The organism is Pseudonocardia sp. N23, assembly GCF_002583555.1.
In the GTDB taxonomy this organism is placed as follows: domain Bacteria; phylum Actinomycetota; class Actinomycetes; order Mycobacteriales; family Pseudonocardiaceae; genus Pseudonocardia.
The window spans coordinates 151276-172205 of record NZ_BEGX01000002.1 but is presented as its reverse complement, the minus strand read 5'-3'; the positions used below and the strand labels follow the sequence as shown (position 1 = coordinate 172205).

Annotated in this window: 20 protein-coding genes; 10 read left to right on the top strand and 10 right to left on the bottom strand. The window is 74.6% G+C overall.

Annotated elements, in window-relative coordinates:
- Positions 1-99 precede the first annotated feature (99 nt).
- The 5 genes from TOK_RS33170 to TOK_RS01605 all read left to right on the top strand — a co-directional run bounded on the left by TOK_RS33170 (position 100) and on the right by TOK_RS01605 (position 3221).
- Positions 100-255, top strand: a complete 156-nt coding sequence (locus TOK_RS33170) for a hypothetical protein (protein WP_216361811.1) — start codon at positions 100-102, stop codon at positions 253-255.
- Positions 224-637, top strand: coding sequence for an HPP family protein (locus TOK_RS01620; RefSeq protein WP_098955945.1), 414 nt, complete (start codon positions 224-226; stop codon positions 635-637). Before TOK_RS33170 ends, TOK_RS01620 begins: the two co-directional genes overlap by 32 nt.
- 184 nt (positions 638-821) lie before the next feature.
- Complete coding sequence (locus TOK_RS01615; protein ID WP_098955944.1) at positions 822-1235, top strand: cyclic nucleotide-binding/CBS domain-containing protein; 414 nt, start codon at positions 822-824, stop codon at positions 1233-1235.
- A gap of 10 nt (positions 1236-1245) precedes the next feature.
- Positions 1246-2250, top strand: coding sequence for a zinc-dependent alcohol dehydrogenase family protein (locus tag TOK_RS01610; RefSeq protein WP_098955943.1), 1005 nt, complete (start codon positions 1246-1248; stop codon positions 2248-2250).
- Between the two features lie 167 nt (positions 2251-2417).
- Positions 2418-3221, top strand: coding sequence for a hypothetical protein (locus tag TOK_RS01605; protein WP_098955942.1), 804 nt, complete (start codon positions 2418-2420; stop codon positions 3219-3221).
- A 7-nt stretch (positions 3222-3228) separates the two neighbouring features.
- Here the strand turns inward: TOK_RS01605 and TOK_RS01600 are convergent, their stop codons facing one another.
- Entirely contained in the window at positions 3229-4077 is an 849-nt protein-coding gene (locus tag TOK_RS01600; protein WP_098955941.1) for a universal stress protein, read from the bottom strand.
- 549 nt (positions 4078-4626) lie between these two features.
- On the opposite strand from TOK_RS01600, the gene TOK_RS01595 reads away from it, so the two are divergent.
- From TOK_RS01595 to TOK_RS01585, 3 genes are all read left to right on the top strand, one after another.
- Positions 4627-5214, top strand: a complete 588-nt coding sequence (locus TOK_RS01595) for a hypothetical protein (protein WP_098955940.1) — start codon at positions 4627-4629, stop codon at positions 5212-5214.
- A 367-nt stretch (positions 5215-5581) separates the two neighbouring features.
- Entirely contained in the window at positions 5582-5950 is a 369-nt protein-coding gene (locus TOK_RS01590; protein WP_098955939.1) for a VOC family protein, read from the top strand.
- Positions 5951-5975: 25 nt separating this feature from the next.
- Complete coding sequence (locus TOK_RS01585) at positions 5976-8363, top strand: lysylphosphatidylglycerol synthase transmembrane domain-containing protein (protein ID WP_141566231.1); 2388 nt, start codon at positions 5976-5978, stop codon at positions 8361-8363.
- A 33-nt stretch (positions 8364-8396) separates the two neighbouring features.
- Here TOK_RS01585 and TOK_RS01580 read toward each other — a convergent pair whose 3' ends face one another.
- From TOK_RS01580 to TOK_RS01570, 3 genes are all read right to left on the bottom strand, one after another.
- Entirely contained in the window at positions 8397-9338 is a 942-nt protein-coding gene (locus tag TOK_RS01580) for a nitroreductase family protein (protein WP_098955937.1), read from the bottom strand.
- Positions 9335-9637 (bottom strand): hypothetical protein, encoded by a 303-nt coding sequence (locus tag TOK_RS01575; protein ID WP_216361810.1) that lies wholly within the window; start codon positions 9635-9637, stop codon positions 9335-9337. Before TOK_RS01575 ends, TOK_RS01580 begins: the two co-directional genes overlap by 4 nt.
- 186 nt (positions 9638-9823) lie before the next feature.
- Positions 9824-10078 (bottom strand): acyl carrier protein, encoded by a 255-nt coding sequence (locus TOK_RS01570; RefSeq protein WP_098955936.1) that lies wholly within the window; start codon positions 10076-10078, stop codon positions 9824-9826.
- A gap of 267 nt (positions 10079-10345) precedes the next feature.
- On the opposite strand from TOK_RS01570, the gene TOK_RS01565 reads away from it, so the two are divergent.
- Positions 10346-12136 carry a GAF domain-containing protein gene (locus TOK_RS01565; protein ID WP_098955935.1) on the top strand — a complete coding sequence of 597 codons (1791 nt, stop codon included), beginning with the start codon at positions 10346-10348 and terminating at the stop codon, positions 12134-12136.
- A gap of 52 nt (positions 12137-12188) precedes the next feature.
- Here TOK_RS01565 and TOK_RS01560 read toward each other — a convergent pair whose 3' ends face one another.
- The 5 genes from TOK_RS01560 to TOK_RS01540 form a co-directional block, all read right to left on the bottom strand.
- Complete coding sequence (locus tag TOK_RS01560) at positions 12189-13574, bottom strand: dihydrolipoamide acetyltransferase family protein (RefSeq protein ID WP_098955934.1); 1386 nt, start codon at positions 13572-13574, stop codon at positions 12189-12191.
- A 10-nt stretch (positions 13575-13584) separates the two neighbouring features.
- Positions 13585-14586 (bottom strand): alpha-ketoacid dehydrogenase subunit beta, encoded by a 1002-nt coding sequence (locus tag TOK_RS01555; protein ID WP_098955933.1) that lies wholly within the window; start codon positions 14584-14586, stop codon positions 13585-13587.
- Positions 14583-15572, bottom strand: coding sequence for a pyruvate dehydrogenase (acetyl-transferring) E1 component subunit alpha (gene pdhA / locus TOK_RS01550; protein ID WP_253258120.1), 990 nt, complete (start codon positions 15570-15572; stop codon positions 14583-14585). Before pdhA ends, TOK_RS01555 begins: the two co-directional genes overlap by 4 nt.
- Entirely contained in the window at positions 15569-17281 is a 1713-nt protein-coding gene (acsA, locus tag TOK_RS01545; RefSeq protein WP_098955932.1) for an acetate--CoA ligase, read from the bottom strand. Before acsA ends, pdhA begins: the two co-directional genes overlap by 4 nt.
- 133 nt (positions 17282-17414) lie before the next feature.
- Positions 17415-17885, bottom strand: a complete 471-nt coding sequence (locus TOK_RS01540; RefSeq protein WP_216361809.1) for an Hsp20/alpha crystallin family protein — start codon at positions 17883-17885, stop codon at positions 17415-17417.
- A gap of 374 nt (positions 17886-18259) precedes the next feature.
- Between TOK_RS01540 and TOK_RS01535 the strand changes: the two genes are divergently transcribed.
- Positions 18260-18649 (top strand): nitroreductase family deazaflavin-dependent oxidoreductase, encoded by a 390-nt coding sequence (locus TOK_RS01535; protein ID WP_216361808.1) that lies wholly within the window; start codon positions 18260-18262, stop codon positions 18647-18649.
- Between the two features lie 123 nt (positions 18650-18772).
- Here the strand turns inward: TOK_RS01535 and pta are convergent, their stop codons facing one another.
- Positions 18773-20842, bottom strand: a complete 2070-nt coding sequence (gene pta, locus TOK_RS01530; protein ID WP_098955931.1) for a phosphate acetyltransferase — start codon at positions 20840-20842, stop codon at positions 18773-18775.
- Positions 20843-20930: the final 88 nt, after the last annotated feature.

Below are 20930 nucleotides of genomic sequence, written 5' to 3'. Positions count from 1 at the left end.
ACCTGCAGTACCGAACGGCCCTGGCCGGGCACGGTCCTCGCACGCAAGGCTGGTCAGGACGCAGCCCGGCCTTCCCTGAACCGGGCGGAGGGAGCCGACATGGAAGCCGACGACGAGATGGCCGAACTCGGTCCGGCCGACGACGTCCCGGGCGATGTCGCTCCGCGGGATGTCATCACGGGGGAGTACCTGACAGCCGGGGGCCATCACCGCCGAGGACGTGATGAGCTCGCCGGTGGTGACGGTCCGTGCTGACACCCCGCTCGTACCCGCAGCGGCGCTCCTGGCCGCCCACGGGTTCACCGCGGCGCCGGTGCTCGGCCGCCGCGGCACCCTGATCGGCATCGTGACCGAGTCGGACCTGATCCGCGGTCGCGTCGCGCCGCCGGCCCGATCGGGGGCGGACACACCGGCGCTGGTCGAGGAGGTCATGACGACACCGGTCGAGACGGTCCGTCGCGACGACCCTGTCGCGCAGGTCGCCGCCCTGATGCTGAGGTCCTGCGTCCGCTCGTTGCCCGTCGTCGACGAGGGTGAGCTCGTCGGGGTCGTCACCCGGCGGGATCTGCTCAGGGCGGTCGCCCGGCACGAGGAGACCTCGGCCCAGGTGCGTCGCCGGCGAGGCGTGCGGAGCTGACGGCCCTCGCTCACGTCGCTCGTGGAGCGCGGCGACGTGCCCGACCCGGACCGGGTCCCGCGGTGACCGGGGACCACCGCGACGGTGGACCGTCGGCCCGCTCGGCCGGGCCGATGGGCTCTGCCCGAGCCGCCGGGGGAGGTCGACGATCGTTCTCGTTCGACCACGACCCGGGAGGACCCCGATGCCCGCAGAGACCGAACGAGTCCGTACGGACGACCCGGTGCGACGCGTCATGCGCGCGCCGGTGGCGTCGGTGACCGCTGACCGGAGCGCCCGCGAGCTCGCAGAGGAGCTGCTCGCGGACGAGATCGGGGCCGTGCTGGTGGACGGGACCCACGGGCCGGTCGGCATCGTGTCCGAACGCGACGTCATCACCGCCCTCGCGACCGGTGGCGACCTGGACCGGCTCCAGGCGGCGGACCTGATGAGCACCGAACTCGTCTGGGCGGACCCGCAGGACGCGATCGGCGACGTCGCGCGGCGGATGCACGATGCAGGCGTCAGGCACGTGCCCGTACGTGGAACATCCGGCACGGTCGGCGGCATGGTGTCGGTGCGCGAGATCCTCGACGTGTTCGCCGGACCGGCGGACTGAGGCGGCGGCGATGCAGGCGTGGGTCGTCGACCACCCGGGCCCCGTCGCGACGTCGTCACCGCTGCGGCGCGTCCAGCTGCCCGAGCCCGAGCCGGGTCCCGGGGAGGTGCGCATCCGCGTCACGGCATGCGGGGTGTGCCGCACCGACCTGCATCTCGCGGAGGGCGACCTCGCGCCCCGGCGGGACAGGACCGTTCCGGGACACGAGGTGGTCGGCGTCGTCGATGCGCTGGGGACGGGTACGGGTCGCTTCACCGTCGGCGACCGGATCGGGGCGGCATGGCTGCGCCGGACGTGCGGACGGTGCCGGTTCTGCCGGTCGGGCCGGGAGAACCTGTGCCCCGACGCGCGATTCACCGGCTGGGACGCCGACGGCGGCTACGCCGAGCTGTGCCTCGTCCCCGAGGCCTACGCCTACCGGCTGCCCGGCTCCCTCGACGACGTGACGGCCGCACCGTTGCTGTGCGCCGGGATTGTGGGGTACCGCGCCCTGCGACGTGCCGAACTACCACCGGGTGGACGTCTCGGGATCTACGGATTCGGTGCGTCCGCACACGTCGTCGCCCAGGTCGCGATCGCACAGGGTGCGACCGTCCACGTCCTCACCAGGTCGGCCGCCGCGCGTGAACTGGCGCTCTCGCTCGGTGCGGCGTCCGCCGGCCCGGCCGACGACGTCCCGCCCGAAGCGCTCGACTCGGCCGTCCTGTTCGCGCCCGCCGGGGAGCTCGTCCCCGTCGCCATGCGCGCCCTGGACGCCGGCGGGACGCTCGCGGTCGCCGGCATCCATCTGTCCGACGTTCCGGCGCTCGACTACGACAGCGAGCTGTTCCGTGAGCGGCAGCTCCGCAGTGTCACCGCCAACACGCGGGCCGACGGGGACGAGTTCCTGCACCTCGCGAGCACGCTGGGGGTGCGCCCGCGGACCGACCCACGGCCGTTGGCCGCCGCGGACCAGGCCTTGGAGGACCTCGCCGCCGATCGCATCATCGGTGCGGCGGTGCTCGTGACGGAATGACCCCGGGCCCACCCCCTGGCCGGCCGGCAGGCGACGCCGGGCCGGGTCGGGCCGAACGTCACCGGTCGTCCCTGCCGATCGTCCCGGCGGGATCCGGACAGTCGCACCGTAGGCGACCGACCTTCCGCCCTCGTGCCGGCAGGCGCTCCCACCGGAGACTGGAACGCATGTACCGACAGCGGACGACGGTCACCGACGGGCTGGTGATGGAGCCGCAGACCGTCGACAGGCTGATGGAGGCGGTCACGTCGGCCGCCCGTATCGCGGCCCGGCCAGCAGGCCCGACACCGTGGTATGTCGACCCGGTGTCCGACGGTGTCGCGATCCGCATGACGGTCCGGCGGTGGACCGAGGCTCCCTCGGCCGAGGCGGTCCTCGCGAGGGTCGGGTGCGGTACGGCGCTGCGGGCAGCGAGCCTTGCCGTTGTGGGACTTGGTCGTCGCCCGGTGACCACCGTGTCGTCCGAACCCGGTGTGCTCGCGGTGTTGCGGGCCGGTGAGTACCGCGAGCCCTGCCGCGAGGAGGTAGCCATGCTGGACGGGCTGCAACGGTTCGGGGTGCCACGTCGGCTCGACCCGGCGGTACGCGAGGCGGGCCTCCTGCCCTGGCTCCGCCGTGCGGCAGAACGTGAGGGTGTCTGGGCGCGCAACGCGGGGCGCATCGACGCCACGGGACTGGGCCCGGCGTGGTCCGACGGGCGGGCCGTTCCGGAGCACCCCTCGACCTTGGCGATGGGGGCCGACGGCCCACCCCCGTACGCCGACGTCCGCCTCGGGCGCGCGATCGAAGCGGTCCGGCTCACCGCCGCGGCGCTCGGCTGGTGGACGCGGATCGCCGCCGCGCCCGTGGACAGGAGCTGTCTCCACGACGCGCTGGGAGGATCTGCCGGCGCAGTGCTCGGCACAGCGCACCGCGGGACCACGCTGGCGCTGCTGCAGGTGAGTCCCGCGCTCGCTTTCGTCATCGGCTGACCGCGGGTCACCCGGCGTCGTGCTCCGGTCCGGCCGCCCCGACCGTCGCGTGCCGCTGGGCATCACGAGGAGCGACGAGGACCGGGCACGCGCTGTTCCAGACGAGCGCGCGGCTCGTCGACCCCAGCAGCACACGGCGTGCATCGTGCGGCCCCCCGCCACCGACGATCACCATCCGCGCCGCGGCCGACCGGCGCGCCAGCACGTCCGCGGCGTCGCCGTGCACGCTGTCGACGTGGGCCCGCACATGCGGGAAGCGCGCCGAGAGCCGGCCGACCGCGTCGACGAGGTCGGTCGTGGGGAAGCCGGGCCGGCGACCGTCGACGTGGATCACCGTCACCCCGTCGTCGTGCGCGGCGGCTTCGGTGAACGCGAGGAGGAGGGCACTGGTGTCGGCACGGGGATCGGCGACGCCGACGAGGATTCCCCTGCCCCTGATCGCGTCACTGCGGCGTACCACCGCGACCGAGCACGAGGAACGTCCGAGCACGTCGAGGGTCACCGAGCCGAGAACGGTGTCGGCGATGGTCTCGGAGATCAGGCCGGTCACGAGGAGCTGCGCCCCCTCGGCCTCACCGAGCAGACCGTCGAGGACCTGCTTGCCGACGCACCTGGTGTGCACCGCGAGCCTCGGTCGCTCGTGGCGTGCGACGGCCTTCGCACGCGCGAGGATCCCGGTCGCCCGGCGCGTCCCCGGTGCATCGACCGCGTACGGGGCGGCGTGCACGATCCGCAGCGATCCTCCGTGGGCGACGGCCTCGTCGGCCGCCCAGGCGACGGCGTGCAGCGCCGTCGCCGTGCCGTCGACGCCGACGACCACCGCGTACTCGTGTCCGGATGTGTGTTGGTCGTTCATGCCTGCTCCCTCGTTGCCCGGGCCTCGTCGGCCTGTGATGCTCGGCCACGCTCCACGTAGGTGTGCCCCGACGGTGCGCCGCCCGCGCGTCGTCGCACCGGAGGCGAAGGTCCCCGGGTGAGGGACCGGTGGACCGGGACCGGACCGGTCGTGATCCACACCCGTGGTCGCGGCTCAGAACGTCGTCGGAGCACCGAGGATCACGAACCCCAGGTGCCGCAGCCGCTCCGCGGCACGGTGTGCAGCGGGCCGAACGCCTGCGTCGGTCCACCGACCAGCAGGTCCGGGTCCGGTCACGACGAACCGCTGGGAGGCGGGTGCCGGTCCGCTGTCCTCGAGGTCGATGGTCGGGTGCTGCCGGACGCGGTGAGGTCGTCCGTGGCGTCGGTCCCGGGACCCTCGGCACGGCGGAACCGGGACCTCCGGAGGTCTCGACGGACCTCTCGGCCCTGGGGCCCTCGGGGCGGGTGCGGTGTGCTCGGCGAGAGGCCGGACGGCCACCGGTGTGTCGGGCCCGCCCCGACCGTCGAGAGTTCTCTGGAGGAAGCGATGCGCACGGAGGAGCACCCCGACCGCCGTGGGCGGCGCCGCCTGCCACGCCGCCGTAGCGACCGTGTCGAGGCGGCGACGACGTGGCTGCTGTGCGGGCTGACCGCAGCCGTCCTCGTCGCAGTGGCCGTCGTGGGCGTCTGGGTGCATGCGGCGGCCGGCGACGAGGTGCGCCGCGAACACGGCGACCGCCTCCCGATCCGGGCGGTGGCGTTGTCGGATGTGCCGGTCATTCCGAGGGACGGCGGTGCCGCGACGGCGTACGGCAGCGTCCGGTGGACCGCCGCCGACGGATCGACCCGGACCGGTACCACCCAGGTGCCGCCACTGACCCAGGCGGGAGGTGAGGTCACGGTCTGGACCGACCGTGGGGGTGAGCTCGTCGATCCACCACTGGGCCCGGAGTTCCCGCTGGTCATGACGGCACTGAGCGTGATCGTCGCGCTCGCGGTCGGCGGTGCGCTGGTCGGGTCGGGCACGATGGTCGAGAGGCGGATGCTGGGTCGGTTGCGGTCGAGCGAGTGGGCCGCGGAATGGCGGCAGGTCGAGCCGGGATGGAGCGGCCGAGAGGGATCGGGACGGCGTTGACCTCGGACCCGGACCCCGGCTGCCACGACGTGTGCCGTGTGCGAGGGACCTTCGTCCCTGGTCGGGCGGGAGGGGGGGACACGACCATCGCGTCCGCCCGCCCTGCACCGGCGACAAGGAACACGATGATCCAGGCTCCGTCCACTCCCGCCCGCGTCGACGACACAACCATCGGTGCCGTCGAGCGCCTCGCCGCGGAGTTCCCTGCACTGCCTCGCCGCACAGTCTGCCGAGTGGTCCGGGGCAGCTGGGCCGATCTGTCCGGGGTCCCCGCCGGGGCCCTGCCCGAGCTGTTGGAGCGGCTGGCCCGTCAGCGGCTCACCGACTCCGACGCGGCACTCCCGCGTCCCCGAACAGGAGGTTCGCCATGGGTGCCCCCGTCGTCCGTTCCGAGGTCGGAGCCACCGATGCCGATGCCGCTGGGTGCTTCTACTCGGCGTTGTCCGGGTGGAGCGTGAACCTCGATCGGACCGGCTACGGCGTCGTCGACACCGGCGGGAACGCCGGGATCCAGGGCGGGATGGTGCAGACCCCCGAGGGGGTGCCCCCGTGGGTGACCTTCTACGTGCGCGTCGACGACCTGGAGGTGGTCCTGGGCCGGGCCGACAAGCTCGGCGCGCACCGGCTGACGGGCCCGATGCCGGTGGGCGACGTCGGTGAGACGGCGATGTTCGCCGACCCTGACGGCAACATGCCGGCCGGGTGGGCCGAAGGCTCCCGGAACCGGCAGCGCTGACCGATCGGGCCGGGTCGCACATCACATGAGAATTCTCGGGCGGCGGCGCCGCGATCCCGCGCCGGACGAGGCGGTCACTGCGAAAGCCGGTCGTCGCGACGACCGGCTGCTGCGGTCCGTGACCGCGATCGGCAGGGATCCCCGCGACCTCGTGGCGGCAGGGCTCGCCTCCGGCCTGCTCGTGGCGGCCGCCTTCGTGTGGCGCCTCGTCGCCCCGGGGCCGGTGGAGCTGGGGCTCGTCGAGCAGATCCGGCAGCTCGTCGGCGGTCTCGACCTGGTCTGGCGGGGCCTCGTGCTGGTCGGCGGCTGGGTCGGCGTCGCGGCCGTCGTCGCTGCCGCCCTCTACCTCAAGCGGTTCAGGCTCGCGGTCGAGCTTGCGGCCGCGGTGGCGGCGAGCCGGCTGCTCGCCCTCGGGATCGGCGGACTGGCCGGGCCACGGCCACCGGACGGCGGCGGACCGGCCTTCCCCACGGTCACCGTCACCGTCACCGCGGTGCTGGTCGCGGTGCTGACGCCGTACCTCGCCACGAGATGGCGCGGCGTCCTGTGGGTGGTGCCGGTGCTGGTCGCGGTCGCGGAGATCCACCTCGGGAACGCATGGCTGCTCGGTGCGCTCGGCGGCGGGCTACTCGGCTGGGGTGTCGCGTCGGCCTCGCACCTGGTGTGGGGTGCGCCGGGACGACGGACGAGCGGGCCGGCTGTGCGGGGCGCGCTGGAGCGGGCCGGGATCGACGTCGACGAGATCGTCGCGCTGCGGACCCGGATGTGGGGGCCGCTTGAGTTCGCCGTGTCCACCGCGGCCGGACAGCGCTTGCGGGTGGAGGTGGTGCAGCGGCTGCACCGTCGGGCGAGCGCTTGGTACCGGCTGCGCAGGCTGCTGGCCTCGGTGGAGGTGGAGGACGAGCCGCCGCTGGCCAGTATCCGTCACGAGACCGAGCACGAGGCGCTGGTCACCGTCGTGGCGGAGCGGGCAGGCCTGCGCACCCCGCCGCTGGTGACGATCTGCGAGGCCGGACGTGGGGCCCCACTCCTGGTGCGCGGGGAGATCACCGGGCGACGCCTGCCCGACCTGCCGCGCGAGCAGGTCGACGACGCCCTCCTCGACGGGCTGTGGGCGCAGGTCGCCGTCCTGGCGCAGGCCCGGATCGCCCACCACGACCTGCGGGCCCGCAACGTGCTCGTCGACGCCGACGGCCGCCCGTGGGTCCTCGGCCTGACGTTCGGCAAGATCGGGGCGTCTCCGGTGCGCTGCGCCCAGGACCTGGCGGAGGCGCTGGTGTCGGTCGCGTCGGTCGTCGGTGTGGAACGGGCGGTCGTCAGCGCATGCCGGGCCTTCGACCCGGACCGGCTCGAGGCGGCGCTGCCGCACCTGCAGCTGCTCGCCCTGCCCCGCCGGATCCGAGGCCAGCTCGCCGGTCGGCGTCTGGAGGTCACCGAGCTGCGGGGCCGGCTCGCCCAGGAGATCGACCGTCCGATCCCGGTGCTGCGTTCCCCGGTGCGGCCGGCGACCGTGATCGGGCTCCTGCTGTTCGGTGCCGCCGTCTACGCCCTGCTCCCGCTGCTCGCGAGCGCGGACCAGGTCATCGGCGCCCTGCGGGACGCGGACCGGGTGTGGCTGGCGGTGGCCACCGTGACCGGGCTGGCCGCGATCGTGGCGTCGTCGGTGTCGTTCCTCGGCTCGAGCCCTGTCGCGCTGCCCTTCTGGCGCACGACGGCCGTGCAGCTCGCCGCCGCGTTCACCGGGCGCACGACGCCCGGCGGGATCGGGTTCGTCGCGATCAACGTGGCGTTCCTGGAACGGCTCGGGGTCCGTCGGTCGTCGGCGGTCGGGGCGACCGTGCTCAACGTCGCCGCCGGGGGCCTCGGCGGGGCGGTCTGCTGTCTGGCGGGGCTGTTCGTCCTCGGCGCGTCGACCGTCGGCCGGGACCTGCGGATCCCGATGGGGTGGCCGGTCGCGGTCGCCGCCGCGGGGGTGGCGGCGGCTGCCGTCGCGGTGCTCGCATCGCCGTTCGGCAGGCGCAGGGTCCTGCGGCCGGGCCTCCGGATCGCCCGTGAGCTGGCCGCCACCCTGCGCCGCCCGGTCCGGGCGACCCAGCTGTTCGGCGGTGCCCTCGGGCACATGGTCGTCTCCGCGGCCGGTCTCGCCGCCAGCCTCGCAGCGTTCGGGGGACCCGTCCCGGTCGTGGGAGTGCTGGCCGTGTTCATGGTCGCCCAGACCCTGGGGCACCTGCTCCCGGTCCCCGGTGGCGTCGGACCGGTGGAGGCGATGATGATCGGCGGCCTCGTCGCACTCGGGACCGCGTCGGCGGTGGCGGTCAGTGCTGTGCTGGTGTGCCGCCTGTTGACCTACTGGCTGCCCGTGCTGCCCGGGATCGCCGCGTTCCGCTACCTGCAGCACCGGAGGGTGATCTGATCCCGTGCGGCGGTCCGGTCGGCCGCCGCACGGTCACCGGCCGAGGTGCTCCACCTGCAACGACAGTGGTCGACGGGGGGTGGGGACGGGCTCGGGACCGGCCGACGGCGCGTCGCCCACCCGCAGGAGCAGCTGAGGGCAGGCCGAGCCGCGCAGCACCTCGTCCTCCAGCAGTCCGCGGGCGCCCGCAACCTCGGTGGGCTCGCTCAGCGGACAGGTGGCGAGACCCGAACGGGTCGCCTCCAGCAGCACCGCGCTCATCGCCTCACCCGCGCGGAGCCGGGAGAGCCGGTCGTCCGACGAGGTGGCGAGCAGGAACAGGGTCGCGCCGTCGGGGCCCTCGCCGACGCCGGTGAGGCGGTGCCCGGGCACGCCGTCGAGGCGGCTCGGTCGCCCGGTCCAGTCCGCCAGCTCGGCGCGGTAGCCCTCCGAGGTCGCGTGCTCGATCGCGGCCGAGTGCAGTGCGGTGACGACCAGGTCGCGGGTGTCCGGGTCGTCGACGACCCGCAGGTGGGCACCCTGGGCCCCGGCGGCCCGGACGAGCCGGTCCACGGTCCGACGCGCGAGCGACGCCTCGAGGAAGGGCCGGCGGTCGGTGTGCCGCTGCCGGGCGGCCCCGGCGAGAGTGGGGTCGACGGCCGGCTCGACGCGCGGGCCGGGCCGGACCCCGACGACGGCCAGCAGGTCCGGCTCGTCGGGTGCGGGCAGCCGGTGCACCACGGCACCGTGGCCGAGGTCGGCCAGCGCGATCCGGAGGTGATGCAGGGCGGCACCGCAGCCGAGCAGCACGTCGCGGCCGTCCGGGTCGGTCGCGGGCAGCCAGCGGGCCAGGTCGGCGTACAGGTGGACGACGCCGTCACCTGTCCGCCACCACCACGGCTGCGCGTTGTGCACCGACGGTGCCAGCCGGGCGAGGTCCAGGGCGGCCAGGACGACGTCGTGACCCACGGGCTCGTCGAACTCGACGGTGGTCATCGCGATGCCCGCGTGTGCCGGTCGCCGCGGCGGAAGAGCAGGCCGGGAAGGGAGAGGAAGCACGCCCCGAGCACGAAGCCGAGGTCGTAGAGGTGCCCGGAGTTCGGCACCGCGTACACCGCGACCTGGTCGACGAACAGGGAGACCACGAAGGTGATCGGCAGGATGATCCCGTGCCAGAGCCCCGACCAGAAGCCCGGCGCTCCCACGGCCGCCGGCACCGCGGGGTTCGCGACGGCGGCGCACCCGGCCGCCAGAACGAGGACGACGGGCGCGAGCAGCAGAAGCCTGTGGTTCACCAGGATGTCCTCTCGGCAGGGCGGGTGGCGGACGGCACCACCCGGTGGACGATCACGACCGGACCGATCGCGGACGCGGCGGTAGACCGAGCCGGGTCCCTCGCACGGGTCCTCCGGACCCTGACGGGAGCCGCCCGGGCCTGTCCGCGGCGCGTGGCCGAGGCGTCGCGATCGCAATGGGGCCGGTCAGTTCGTGAGATGGCGGACCCAGCCGGCGAGATCGGCGAGGGACGCGTAGTCGTCCTCCTCGATCCGCCGGCCCGTTCGCTCCGACACCCGGGCCACCAGTGCCTGGAAGTCGAGCGAGTCGAGTCCGAGGACGTCCCGGAGGTCGTCGTCGGGCCGCAGGGTGTCCAGCGCCGGGCCGGGGGCGATGGTGCGCAGCACGTCGACGACCAGCGTGCGGGCGTCGTCGGCGGCGAGGGCCAGGTGGTCGGTCATGACGGCGAGCGTCCACCGGCGCCGCGGCCCGCGGCAGGGGCGAACGGACCCTTCCGACCCGGGCGGCAGGGGTGCTCGGGGGAGGCCTCGGACCCGTGGTCGAGCGGCACCGGGCGGGTGGAGGCGTCCTGCGAGAACGGCCTTGGACCGAATGCGCGCACCGCCGTGGTCCGTGCGACTGAACCCGTCGTCGGTGTCTTGCCCGGCCCTGCCGAGCGGACTACACGTTGGTCGGGTCCGAGTGTCGCGAGCAGCGAGGACCGACCCGTGGACGACCAGAACGGCCGGATCGACGACACGACCGGGCGGCCCGGGACGGAGCCGCCCGAGCTGACGTTCCCGGACGCGCCGCGGATGGAGCTCGACCACCTCCTGGCGCAGCTCGTCGACCGCGCCCAGGAGTTGATGGGCGTCCAGGGGCGGCTGCGGGGCCTGATGCGGGCGCACCGGACGATCATCGCGGAGCTCGGCCCGGCCGAGGTGCTGCACCGGATCGCGGACGCTGCACGCGACGTCGTCGGGGCCCGGTACGCGGCCCTGGGGGTGCTCGACGGGCGCGGCGGGCTCGCCGAGTTCGTGCACGTCGGAATGCCGTCCGAGGACGTGGCGGCGATCGGGCACCTGCCCGAGGGCAAGGGCCTGCTCGGCGCGGTGATCGAGGACCCGCGGCCCATCCGGATCGACGACCTCGCCGCGGACCCCCGTGGTTCCGGCTTCCCGGCGGGCCACCCGCCGATGACGACCTTCCTCGGTGTCCCCGTCCGCACCCGCGACGAGGTGTTCGGCAACCTCTACCTCACCGAGAGCGTCCGCGGCAGGTTCACCGCCGAGGACGAGGAGCTTGCCCGCTACTTCGCCGCCACCGCCGCGATCATGATCGACAACGCCCGCCGGTTCGAGACCGCCCGCCGCCGGGGTGACTGGCTGGGCGCGACCACCGACGTCACCCGGCGGATGCTCGACCCGGCCGGTGGGGCGCCGTTGCAGGAGGTCACCGAGCATGCCCACCGGCTGGCCGATGCCGATCTGGTCGCGCTCATGGTGCCCGACCGGGACCGGCGTGCCCTGCGCGTCACCACCGCCGCCGGTGTTCCGGCCGCGCGGGCCGCGGAGCTCGTCGGGACCGTCAGCCCGGTCGGGACCAGCTTGTGCGCGCACGTCCTGACCACCGGCGAACCGGTGCGGCTGGCGGACGCCCACGACCATCCGGGCCTGCCGCCCGCGATGCTGGCCGACGCCATCGACATCGGACCGGTGCTGGTCGTCCCGCTCACCGGAGCCGAACGGACGACCGGGGTGCTCGCCGTCGCGCGGCTCTCCGGCCGGGTCCCCTTCCACGTGGACGACCTGCGGATGGCCGCGGGGTTCGCGAACCAGGCCGCGCTCGCACTGGAGCTGGCCGACGCCCGCGCCGAGGCGGAGCGGTCGGCCGTGCTCGACGAGCGCGAGCGGATCGCCACGGACCTGCACGACGGCGTCGTGCAGCGGCTCTTCGCCACGGGTCTGGCGCTGCAGGCGGTGACGGCCCGGCTCGACCCGTCCGACGCCCACCTGGTCCGCAGGGTCGTCGAGGACCTCGACGACACCATCGCCTGGATCCGCACGAGCGTCTTCGACATCGACCGCCTCTCGGGAGGTGCCGCCGACGGTCCGCGCTCGCGCGTACTCGACGTGGTGACCGACGCGACCGTCGCGCTCGGCCTGACGCCGGTGGTGCGGTTCTCCGGCCCGGTCGACACGGTGGTCGCCGGACTCGGTGCCACAGAGCGTGCGCAGCTGGTCGACGACGTGTGCGCGGTCGCGCGGGAGTGCCTGACCAACGCGGCCAAGCACGCGGACGCCTCGGAGGTCCGGGTCGACCTCGTCGCCGACGGCTCCGTGCTGACCCTCGTCGTCCGCGACGACGGGGTCGGGTTCGCCGCCGGCGGACGACGCAGCGGGGTGGCCAACCTCCGTCGCCGCGCCGAACGCCGGGGCGGCCGGATGACCCTCACCGCGGTCGAGCCGCACGGCACCCGGGTGGAATGGTCGGTCCCGGTCGGGTCCTCACCGAACTGACCGGCCGAACCGGCCGGCCGAACCGGCCGAACCGGCCGGCCGAGCTGCTCGGCTACGCCGGGTCCACCGGCAGGAGATCGTCCGGCCGGTGCAGCAGCCGGCTCGCCTCCCGCAGCAGGTGGGCACCGGTGGCGCCGTCCGTGGCACGGTGGTCGGCGGCGAGAGTCATGTCGACCACGGGACGGACGACGACCGCGCCGTCCACGACCCAGGGGCGGTCGCGGACCGCGCCGATCCCCACCAGGGCGACCTGCGGGGGATGGATCACCCCGATGATGGCGTCCACACCCTGGTCGCCGAGGTTCGTCACGGTCGCGGTGGCCCCACCGACGTCGGAGGACCGCAGGTGCCCGGCGCGGGCCCGGGTGCCCGCTGCGGTGAGCGCGGCCATCAGGGCCGGCAGGTCGAGGGTGTCGGCGTCGCGGAGTACCGGGACGGTGAGACCACCGCCGCGGACCGCGACGGCCACGCCGAGGTGGACGTGGTCGGCGGTACGGAACGTGTCGTCGACCCAGTGCCCGTTCAGCTCCGGGACGGCCCGCAGGGCACGCGCCACCGCCGCGAGCAGCAGGGCCGCCGGCAGGACCCGGTCGGGGACCGGGACCGTGCGGTTGTGCGTGCGCAGCCGGGCGAGAGCCTCGGCGAGGTCGACCTGGGTGCTCAGGTAGAAGTGCGGGATCTCCTGCTTCGACCTGGTCATCAGCGTCGCCGTGGCCCGACGGGAGTCGGGGCCGGGCCGTGGCCGGGTCCTCGCCACGGGCACGTCCCGGGCGCGGATCAGCCCGCCCGGTCCGGTTCCGCGGGTGCCGGCGAGGTCGACCCCCCGCTCCCGGGCGATCCTGCGGGCGTAGGGGCTGGCGCGTACCCGTGGGGGGTGGCGCACCCGCCGCACGTCGGACCGCATGATCATCCCGGTCGGCCCGCTGCCGTGCACGGCCTGCAGGTCCACCCCCGCCCGCGCCGCGTCGAGGCGCACCAGCGGTGAGCTCACCCGTGGCTCGGGCAGCGGTCCGGGAGGCGCGGGTGCGCCGGCGGTGGCCCCCTCGGCCAACGGTGAGGGCTCGGGCAGGGGAGCAGGCTCGGTCGGCGGGGGGATGGGGACCGGCTCGGGCAGTGGTGGTGGGGCGGGCATCGGGGGACCGGGGAGCGGCGGGATCGGCAGCGGGGGCTCGGGTGGGACCGGGTGCGGGTCCACCGGCACGTCCGCGGTGCGGATCTCGGCCAGCGGCGTCCCCACCGCGACCTTGTCCCCGACCCCGACCAGCAACCGCTCCACGACCCCGGGTGTCCAGCACTCGGCGTCGATGGCGGCCTTCTCGGTGTCGACCACCGCCACGACCTGCCCGCGAGCCACGGTGTCACCGGGCGCCACGAGCCACGCCACGACGGTCCCCTCGGTCATGTCGGCGCCGAGCGAGGGCATGGTGAACGCGACCATGGCAGCCTCCTCAGGCGAGCGCGCGCCGCGCTGCCGCGACGACCCTGTCCGCGGACGGCAGCGCCGCCTCCTCCAGGTGCCGCGGGTAGGGCAGCGGCACCTCGGCAGCCGCGACGCGCTCGATCGCGGCGTCGAGCTCGTCGAGCGCCTGCTCCGCCACCCGGGCGACGACCTCGGCCGTCGGGCCGCCTGAGCGCCACGCGTTGTCCACCACGACCAGGCGGTGGGTCCGGGCGACGGACTCGAGCACCGTCGCGGAGTCCAGTGGGCGCAGCGTGCGCAGGTCCACGACCTCGGCCGAGACCCCGCCGGCCGCGAGCTGCTCGGCCGCCGCGAGGGCGGGAGCGAGCGAGCCGCCGTAGCCGACGACCGTGACGTCGTGGCCCGGCCGCCGGATCGCCGCGCGGTCGAGGTCGACCGGTCCGGCCGTGACCGGCAGGTCCCCGGACGCGCCGTAGAGCGCGATCTGCTCGAACACCAGCACCGGATCCGGATCGGCGAGCGCGCTCGCCAGCATCCCGCGGGCATCGGTGACGGTCGCCGGGGTGACGACCCGCAGGCCGGGGACGTGCGCGAACCAGCCTTCCAGGGTGTGCGAGTGCTGGGCTGCGAGCTGGCGCCCGGGGCCCGTGGGGATCCGGATCACCAGCGGGACGTTCAGCTGCCCTCCCGACATGTGCCGCAGGGTGGCGGCGGTGTTGACGATCTGGTCCAGCGCGAGCAGGGCGAAGTTGACCGTCATGATCTCGACGATCGGCCGGGTGCCCCCGAGCGCGGCGCCGATCCCCGCCCCGACGAAAGCCGACTCCGACAACGGGGTGTCCCGGACGCGTTCGGGGCCGAACTCGTCGAGCAGGCCCTGGCTGACCCCGAAGCAACCGCCGTAGCGACCGACGTCCTCACCCATCAGGAACACCCGGTCGTCGGCGGCGAGCGCCTCGCGCAGCCCTTCCCCGAAGGCGTCCCGGAAGGTGAGCGTGCGGGTGGCCGATCCGGCCGCGGTGACGGTCACGCCGGCACCTCCGTGGTGACGTGGCGGGTGAGGTCCTCGACCGGTTCGATCGGCCCGGCCTCGGCGACCGCGACGGCCTCGTCGATCTCGGCGTCCGCGGCCGCCTCCAGGGCGGCCCGGCCACCGGCACCGAGCAGGCCCTCGTCGGTGAGGAGGGTGGCGAGCCGGTCGATCGGGTCCCTGTCCTTCCACTCGTCGATCTCGGCCCGGTCTCGGTAGCGGTCGGCGTCGTACATCGAGTGGGCCCGGAAGCGGTAGGTGCGCAGCTCCAGGAAGCACGGGCCTGCACCGGTGCGGGCCGTGTCCACCGCGAGCGCGGTGGCCTCACGGACGGCGACGGCGTCCATGCCGTCGACGGCCCAGGCCCGCAGACCGTAGGAGCCCGCGCGCAGCGCGAGATCGGTCTCGGCGTGGCTGCGCTCCAGCGCGGTGCCCATGGCGTAGCGGTTGTTCTCGCAGCAGAACACCACCGGGAGCCGCCAGAGCGCGGCGAGGTTGAGCGACTCGTGGAACTCGCCCTCGGCCACCGCACCGTCGCCGAACAGGCACGCGGTCACCCACGGGCGGTCGCGGTAGCGGTCGGCGAGGGCGAGGCCCGTCGCGAGCGGGATGCCGCCCGCGACGATGGCGTTCCCGCCGTAGAAGCGCCGCGCGGCGTCGAACAGGTGCATGGAACCGCCGCGGCCGTGTGAACAACCGGTCGTGCGGCCGAACATCTCGGCCAGCAACGCGGCCATCGGGATGCCGCGGGCCAGAGCGTGCCCGTGCTCGCGGTAGGTGGAGACGACCGCGTCGTCGGGACCCAGTGCGTCGAGCACACCGGCGGCGACCGCCTCCTCGCCCACGCACAGGTGCAGGAACCCGCGGATCGCGCCCGCGGAGTAGAGCGCGGCGCAGCGCTCCTCGAGGCGCCGGATGCGGATCATCGTCGTGAGCAGGGCCTGAGGGTCGGTCTGTACCGATCGTTCGCTCGCGAGCTTGCTCATGAGGGGTTCTCCAGGGTGGACAGGTCGCCGTCGGGCAGACCGAGCTCGCGCGTCCGCAGCAGCCGTCGCATGACCTTCCCACTGCGGGTGTGTGGGAGATCGGGCACGAGCGCGATCGAGCGCGGCGCGACCGCGCCGAGCTCGCGGCGCCCGTAGCCGAGCAGGTCGGCCCGCAGCTCCCGGCTCGGTTCGATCCCTGCGCGGAGTACGACGAACGCCTTCACGAGTGCCCCCGCAGCCGGGTCCGGCACCCCGATCACGCCGGCCTCGGCGACCGCGGGATGGCGCATCAGACAGCTCTCGACCTCGAACGGACCGACGAGGTGACCCGCGGTCTTGATCACGTCGTCGGCCCGGGCGACGAACCGGTACCAGCCGTCGCGGTCCCGGCGCACGACGTCACCGGTGAGGTACCAGCCGTCGGCGAAGCAGGCGGCCGTGCGGTCCGGGTCGCCGAAGTAGCCGCGGAACAGCGAGGGCCAGCCCGGGCGCAGCGCGAGCTCGCCCTGCGCCGAGCCGCCGACGACGGTGACGTGCCCGTCGTCGATCCGGGCGCGCCCGTCCGGCCCCTGTGCCAGGACCGCGGCCTCGATGCCCGGGACCGGACGGCCGATCGCGCCCGGCCGGACCTCCTCGTCCGCGGGGGTCGCGAGCATGATCGCCCCGGTCTCGGTCTGCCACCAGGTGTCGTGCACCTGCAGCCCGAGCACCTCCAGCGCCCACTCCACGACCGCGCCGTTGAGCGGCTCACCGACGCTGGCGATCGTCCGCAGCGCGGAGAGGTCGTACCGGCGGGCCTCCTGTCCACCGCGCGCCATGAACATCCGCAGCGCGGTCGGAGCGGTGTACCAGACGGTGACACGCTGCTCGGCGAGCACGCGGTACCAGCGTCGGACGTCGAAGGGACGGGTGTCGGCGACCGCCGTGGCGCCCACGACGAGCGGCGCGACGATCCCGTACGACACCCCGGTCACCCAGCCCGGGTCGGCGGTGCACCAGTACACGTCGTCGGTCCGCAGCCCGAGCACCGACCGGGCGGTCGCCAGGTGCGCGACGACTGCCTCGTGCACGTGGAGCGCAGCCTTCGGAGCACCCGTGGTGCCGCTGGTGAAGTGCAGCAGGGCCGCGTCGCCGGGTGCGGTGGGGGTGATCGGGCGATCCGGGTCGGCCGCGTCGAGCAGGCCGTCGAGCATCGGGCCGGTGAGCAGGACGTGGCGCAGCCCCGGGAGGTCGTCGCGGATCGGCTGGACGGTCCGCCGGTACAGCTCGGGCGTGGTGACCAGCACCGACACCCCACCCAGTTCGAGTCGGGTGCGGACCGGTTCCCGGCCGAAGGCGCTGAACAGCGGGGCGAGCACGGCACCCGCCTTGAGAATGCCCAGCGCCGCGACGTAGAGGTCCGCGTCGGGGCCGAGCAGGGTGGCCACCCGGTCACCGGGCCAGACGCCGAGCCGGTCGAGCACCGAGGCGAAACGGCTGCTGCGCCGGGCCAGCTCACCGTAGGTCAGCTCGTGGGCGTCGCCGTCGCGGTCCAGGACCCGCAGCGCCGTGCGGCCCCGGACCCCGGGGTCCGCGGCGTGCCGGTCGACCGCCTCGTGGGCGATGTTGAGCCCGCCGCCCGGCAGGCCGGCGAGGCTGCGGCGGGCGGCGGTCCAGGCGTCGTCCACGTCGGAGCCGGTGCCCTCGACGACGAGGGTGTCAGAGGCCATGGGACAAGGTTCGCGCGGCCCGCAGCGGGCCGGACAGGGCCCCGCGTCCCGCACCGTGGGGGTCGTCCGGCCCGGGCCGGACGACATGACGCGACGCACCGCGCCCACGGGCACGGTGCGTCGCGGGTCCCGGTCAGCTCGTGCTGACCGGAATGGTGACCGGCGCGGCGGCTTCCGGGGCCGATGGGACAGGGACGCGAATCTCGAGGATGCCGTCGTGGTACGAGGCCGAGATGTCGCCCTCGGCCACGTTCAGCGGCAGCGGCAGGGTGCGGGTCATCGCGCCGTAGCGGATCTCGTGGCGGGTGTAGCCCTTGTCCTCGCGGTCCTGCTCGATGCGGCGCTCCGCCTTGATCCGCAGCATGCCGTCCGCCACGGTGATCTCGACGTCCTTCTCCGGGTCGATGCCGGGCAGCTCGGCCTTGACCACCTGGGTGTCGCCGTCGCGGAACTCGTCCACGCGGATCAGGTCCTCACCGGGCCAGTCCCAGTTCATGCCGAACGGGCGTCGCATGGGCAGCGAGCGGAACCACTCGTCGAACAGTTTGTCCATCCGGCCGAGCGGTGCCACGTCACCACGCTCACGGCGGGAGAGGGTGCTCATGGGGTAGTCCTCCGGTTGTATCGGGTGTGTCGGACGCTCCCGACCCTCCGCCTGCCGGGCCCCGTCGCGCAGGGCCGTCCGTCCCCCTCCGCGGCGCCGGACGTCCCTCCGACGATCCTGGTGTCCGGGGTGGGAGCGGCAGGTGGTCGGCGCGATGCGACCCGTCCGTGCGGGCGCGCCGACCTCAACCCGGACGGACCGCGGTCACCGGCGTCGGGGTCGACGGCGGGACGTCTTCCCCGGGTGGACCGTCGGACCACCGGGACGGGCCGGTAGGCCCTGTCCGCGCGGGTGGCCCCGGGCCACCGTGCCGGCATGGATCCCACGGAGCCTGCGGCGAGGACAGCTCTCGCGTCGCGCGGGCAGGGCCGATCGTGAGGGGCCGGGCGCGGGCGCGGTTCCTGTGGCTGATCGGCCGCACCCTCAACCGGGTCACGATCCCGCTCGCCCGCGCGGGCCGCGGTCCGTGGGCCCTGGTGCGCCACAAGGGTCGTCGCACCGGGCGGACGTACGAGACCCCGCTGCTGGCCGCGCCCGTGCAGGACGGGTTCGTGGTGGAGCTGACCTACGGCCCGGACGTCGACTGGTACCGCAACATCACGGCCGCGGGCGGGTGCGTCCTGGTCCACCGGGGTGTCGCACACAGCGTCGACCGGATCGACCCCTGTCCGACCGAGGCCGGTCTCGCCGCGTTCGGCGGGGCGCGTGCCACCGTGCTGCGGCTGTTGCGGCGCAGGGAGTTCCGGTTCCTGCATGCGGTCTGACGCCAGTCCCGCGCGCGGTGCGCCGCCGCCAGGCCGCCGACGACCGTCACCGCACCGACCACGATCAGCACGGCGGGGACGACGAACGACCAGGTGCCGGTGCGCACGGCCGGACGGCCCCGGTCAGGCCTGCGCCTGGATCGCGGTGATCGCGACCGTCGTGACGATGTCGTGCACGCTCGCGCCGCGGGAGAGGTCGTTGACCGGCTGGGCGAGGCCTTGCAGGACCGGACCGACGGCGACCGCTCCGCCGGCCCGCTGGACGGCCTTGTAGGTGTTGTTGCCGGTGTTCAGGTCCGGGAAGACGAACACGGTCGCCCGGCCCGCCACGTCGCTGTCGGGCAGCTTGGTCCGCGCCACCCCCGGGTCGACGGCGGCGTCGAACTGGATGGGTCCTGCGACGGGCAGATCCGGCCGCCGGGCGCGGACCCGGGCGGTCGCGTCCCGCACGAGGTCGACGTCCGCACCGGTCCCGGACTCGCCGGTGGAGTAGGAGAGCATCGCGACACGGGGCTCGATGGCGAACATCGTCGCCGTGTCCGCGGCGGACAGGGCGATCTCGGCGAGCTGGTCGGCGTCCGGGTTGGGGACGACCGCGCAGTCCGCGTAGACGACCACCTGGTCGGGCAGACACATCAGGAACGCGCTCGACACCAGCGACACGCCCGGAGCCGTCCGGATCACCTCGAACGCCGGACGGATCGTGTGCGCGGTCGTGTGGGTGGCGCCGGACACCATCCCGTCGGCGGCGCCCTGGCGGACCATCATCGTGCCGAAGTAGGTGCCGTCGGCCATCAGGTCCAGTGCCATCGGCAGTCCCACCCCGCGGTGGCGCCGCAGGTCCGCGTAGGCCCGTGCGAAGTCGGCCCGCCAGGGTGAGGTCGCCGGGTCGAGGATGTGGGCGCCGGGCAGGGCCAGGCCGAGTGCGCTCGCCCGGGCCTTGATGTCCGCCTCGGGGCCGAGCAACGTCAGGTCGACGACGCCGCGGTGCAGGAGCTGGTCGGCGGCCGCCAGGATGCGGTCGTCGTCACCCTCCGGGAGCACGATGTGCCGGCGGTCGGCGCGGGCGCGGTCGAGCAGCCGCTGTTCGAACATCAGAGGTGTGGTCCGGGTCGGTCGAGCGACGGCGAGCCTGCGGGCCAGGGCCTCGTGGTCGACCGCGGTGTCGAAGAGCTGGAGCGCGGCGGCGATCTTGCGGTCCCCGCCGGGGCGCAGTGCGGCGCGCACCCGGCCGACGGCGGAGACGGTGTCGTAGGTGTCGCCGGCCACGGAGAGCACCGGCACGCCCGCGGCGCCCAGGCCGTTCGCGAGCCTGCGCACGGCGGGATCGACGGAGCCACCGGTGAGCACGAGGCCCGCGACGGCGGGGTAGGCGCCGGACAGGTGGGCCGCGAGCGTGCCGGCGACGAGGTCCGCACGGTCACCGGGGGTGATCACCAGGTCGGCCTCCCGGATGCGGTCGAGGAAGTGCGGCAGCCCCATGGCGCCCACGATCACCCGCTCGATCTCACGGGCGGTCGCGGGATCACCGGCGACGCGGGCTGCGCCCAGGGTCTCGGCGATCTCGGCGACGGTGGGGGCGGCGAGCAGTGGGAGCTCGGGCAGCACCCCACCCGGCAGACCACCCGACGCCGTGGGCAGGCCGTCGCGCACGGCGTCCACCTGGTCCGGGTCGACCCGGTTGCAGACGACGCCCAGCAGCTCGCACCCCCGGTCGACCAGCGCTGTGACGTCGCGCCGGACCGCGTCCAGCACGGCGGGCCCCGTCCGGTCCCGTCCACCGACCACGAGCAGGACGGGGGACTCCAGATGGACGGCGATGCTCGCGTCCAGGTCGACCTCGGACGCGGGGGAGCTGGTCATGTCACTGCCCTCGACCACCACGACGTCCGACTCGGCGGCGAGTGCGGCCCACGCCTCCATGACACGGCTGAGCAGTGCGTCCCGCGGGGAGTGCAGCTCGGCCGCGGTGAGGGCGAAGGAGGCGGCGTGCCCCTGGGGGAGCTTGAAGTGGTGGCGGACGAGCTCGATGTCCGGGTCGGGTGGGTCCGTGGCGGCGACGACGGGACGCAGGAAAGCGGTCCGGCCCGCCCGACGGGCGAGGACGTCGACCAGCCCGAGCACCACGGCCGACTTTCCGGTCCCGGGTTCGAGCGCGGCGACGGAGACGGTGCGCGTGCGCCGCTTCTGCACGTGGGTTCCTGCCTGCCGGGGGTGCGTCGCCCCATCGTGACCGACGACCGTCGCGTTCGCGATCCGTTGTGCCGTGGGCGTCGGACAT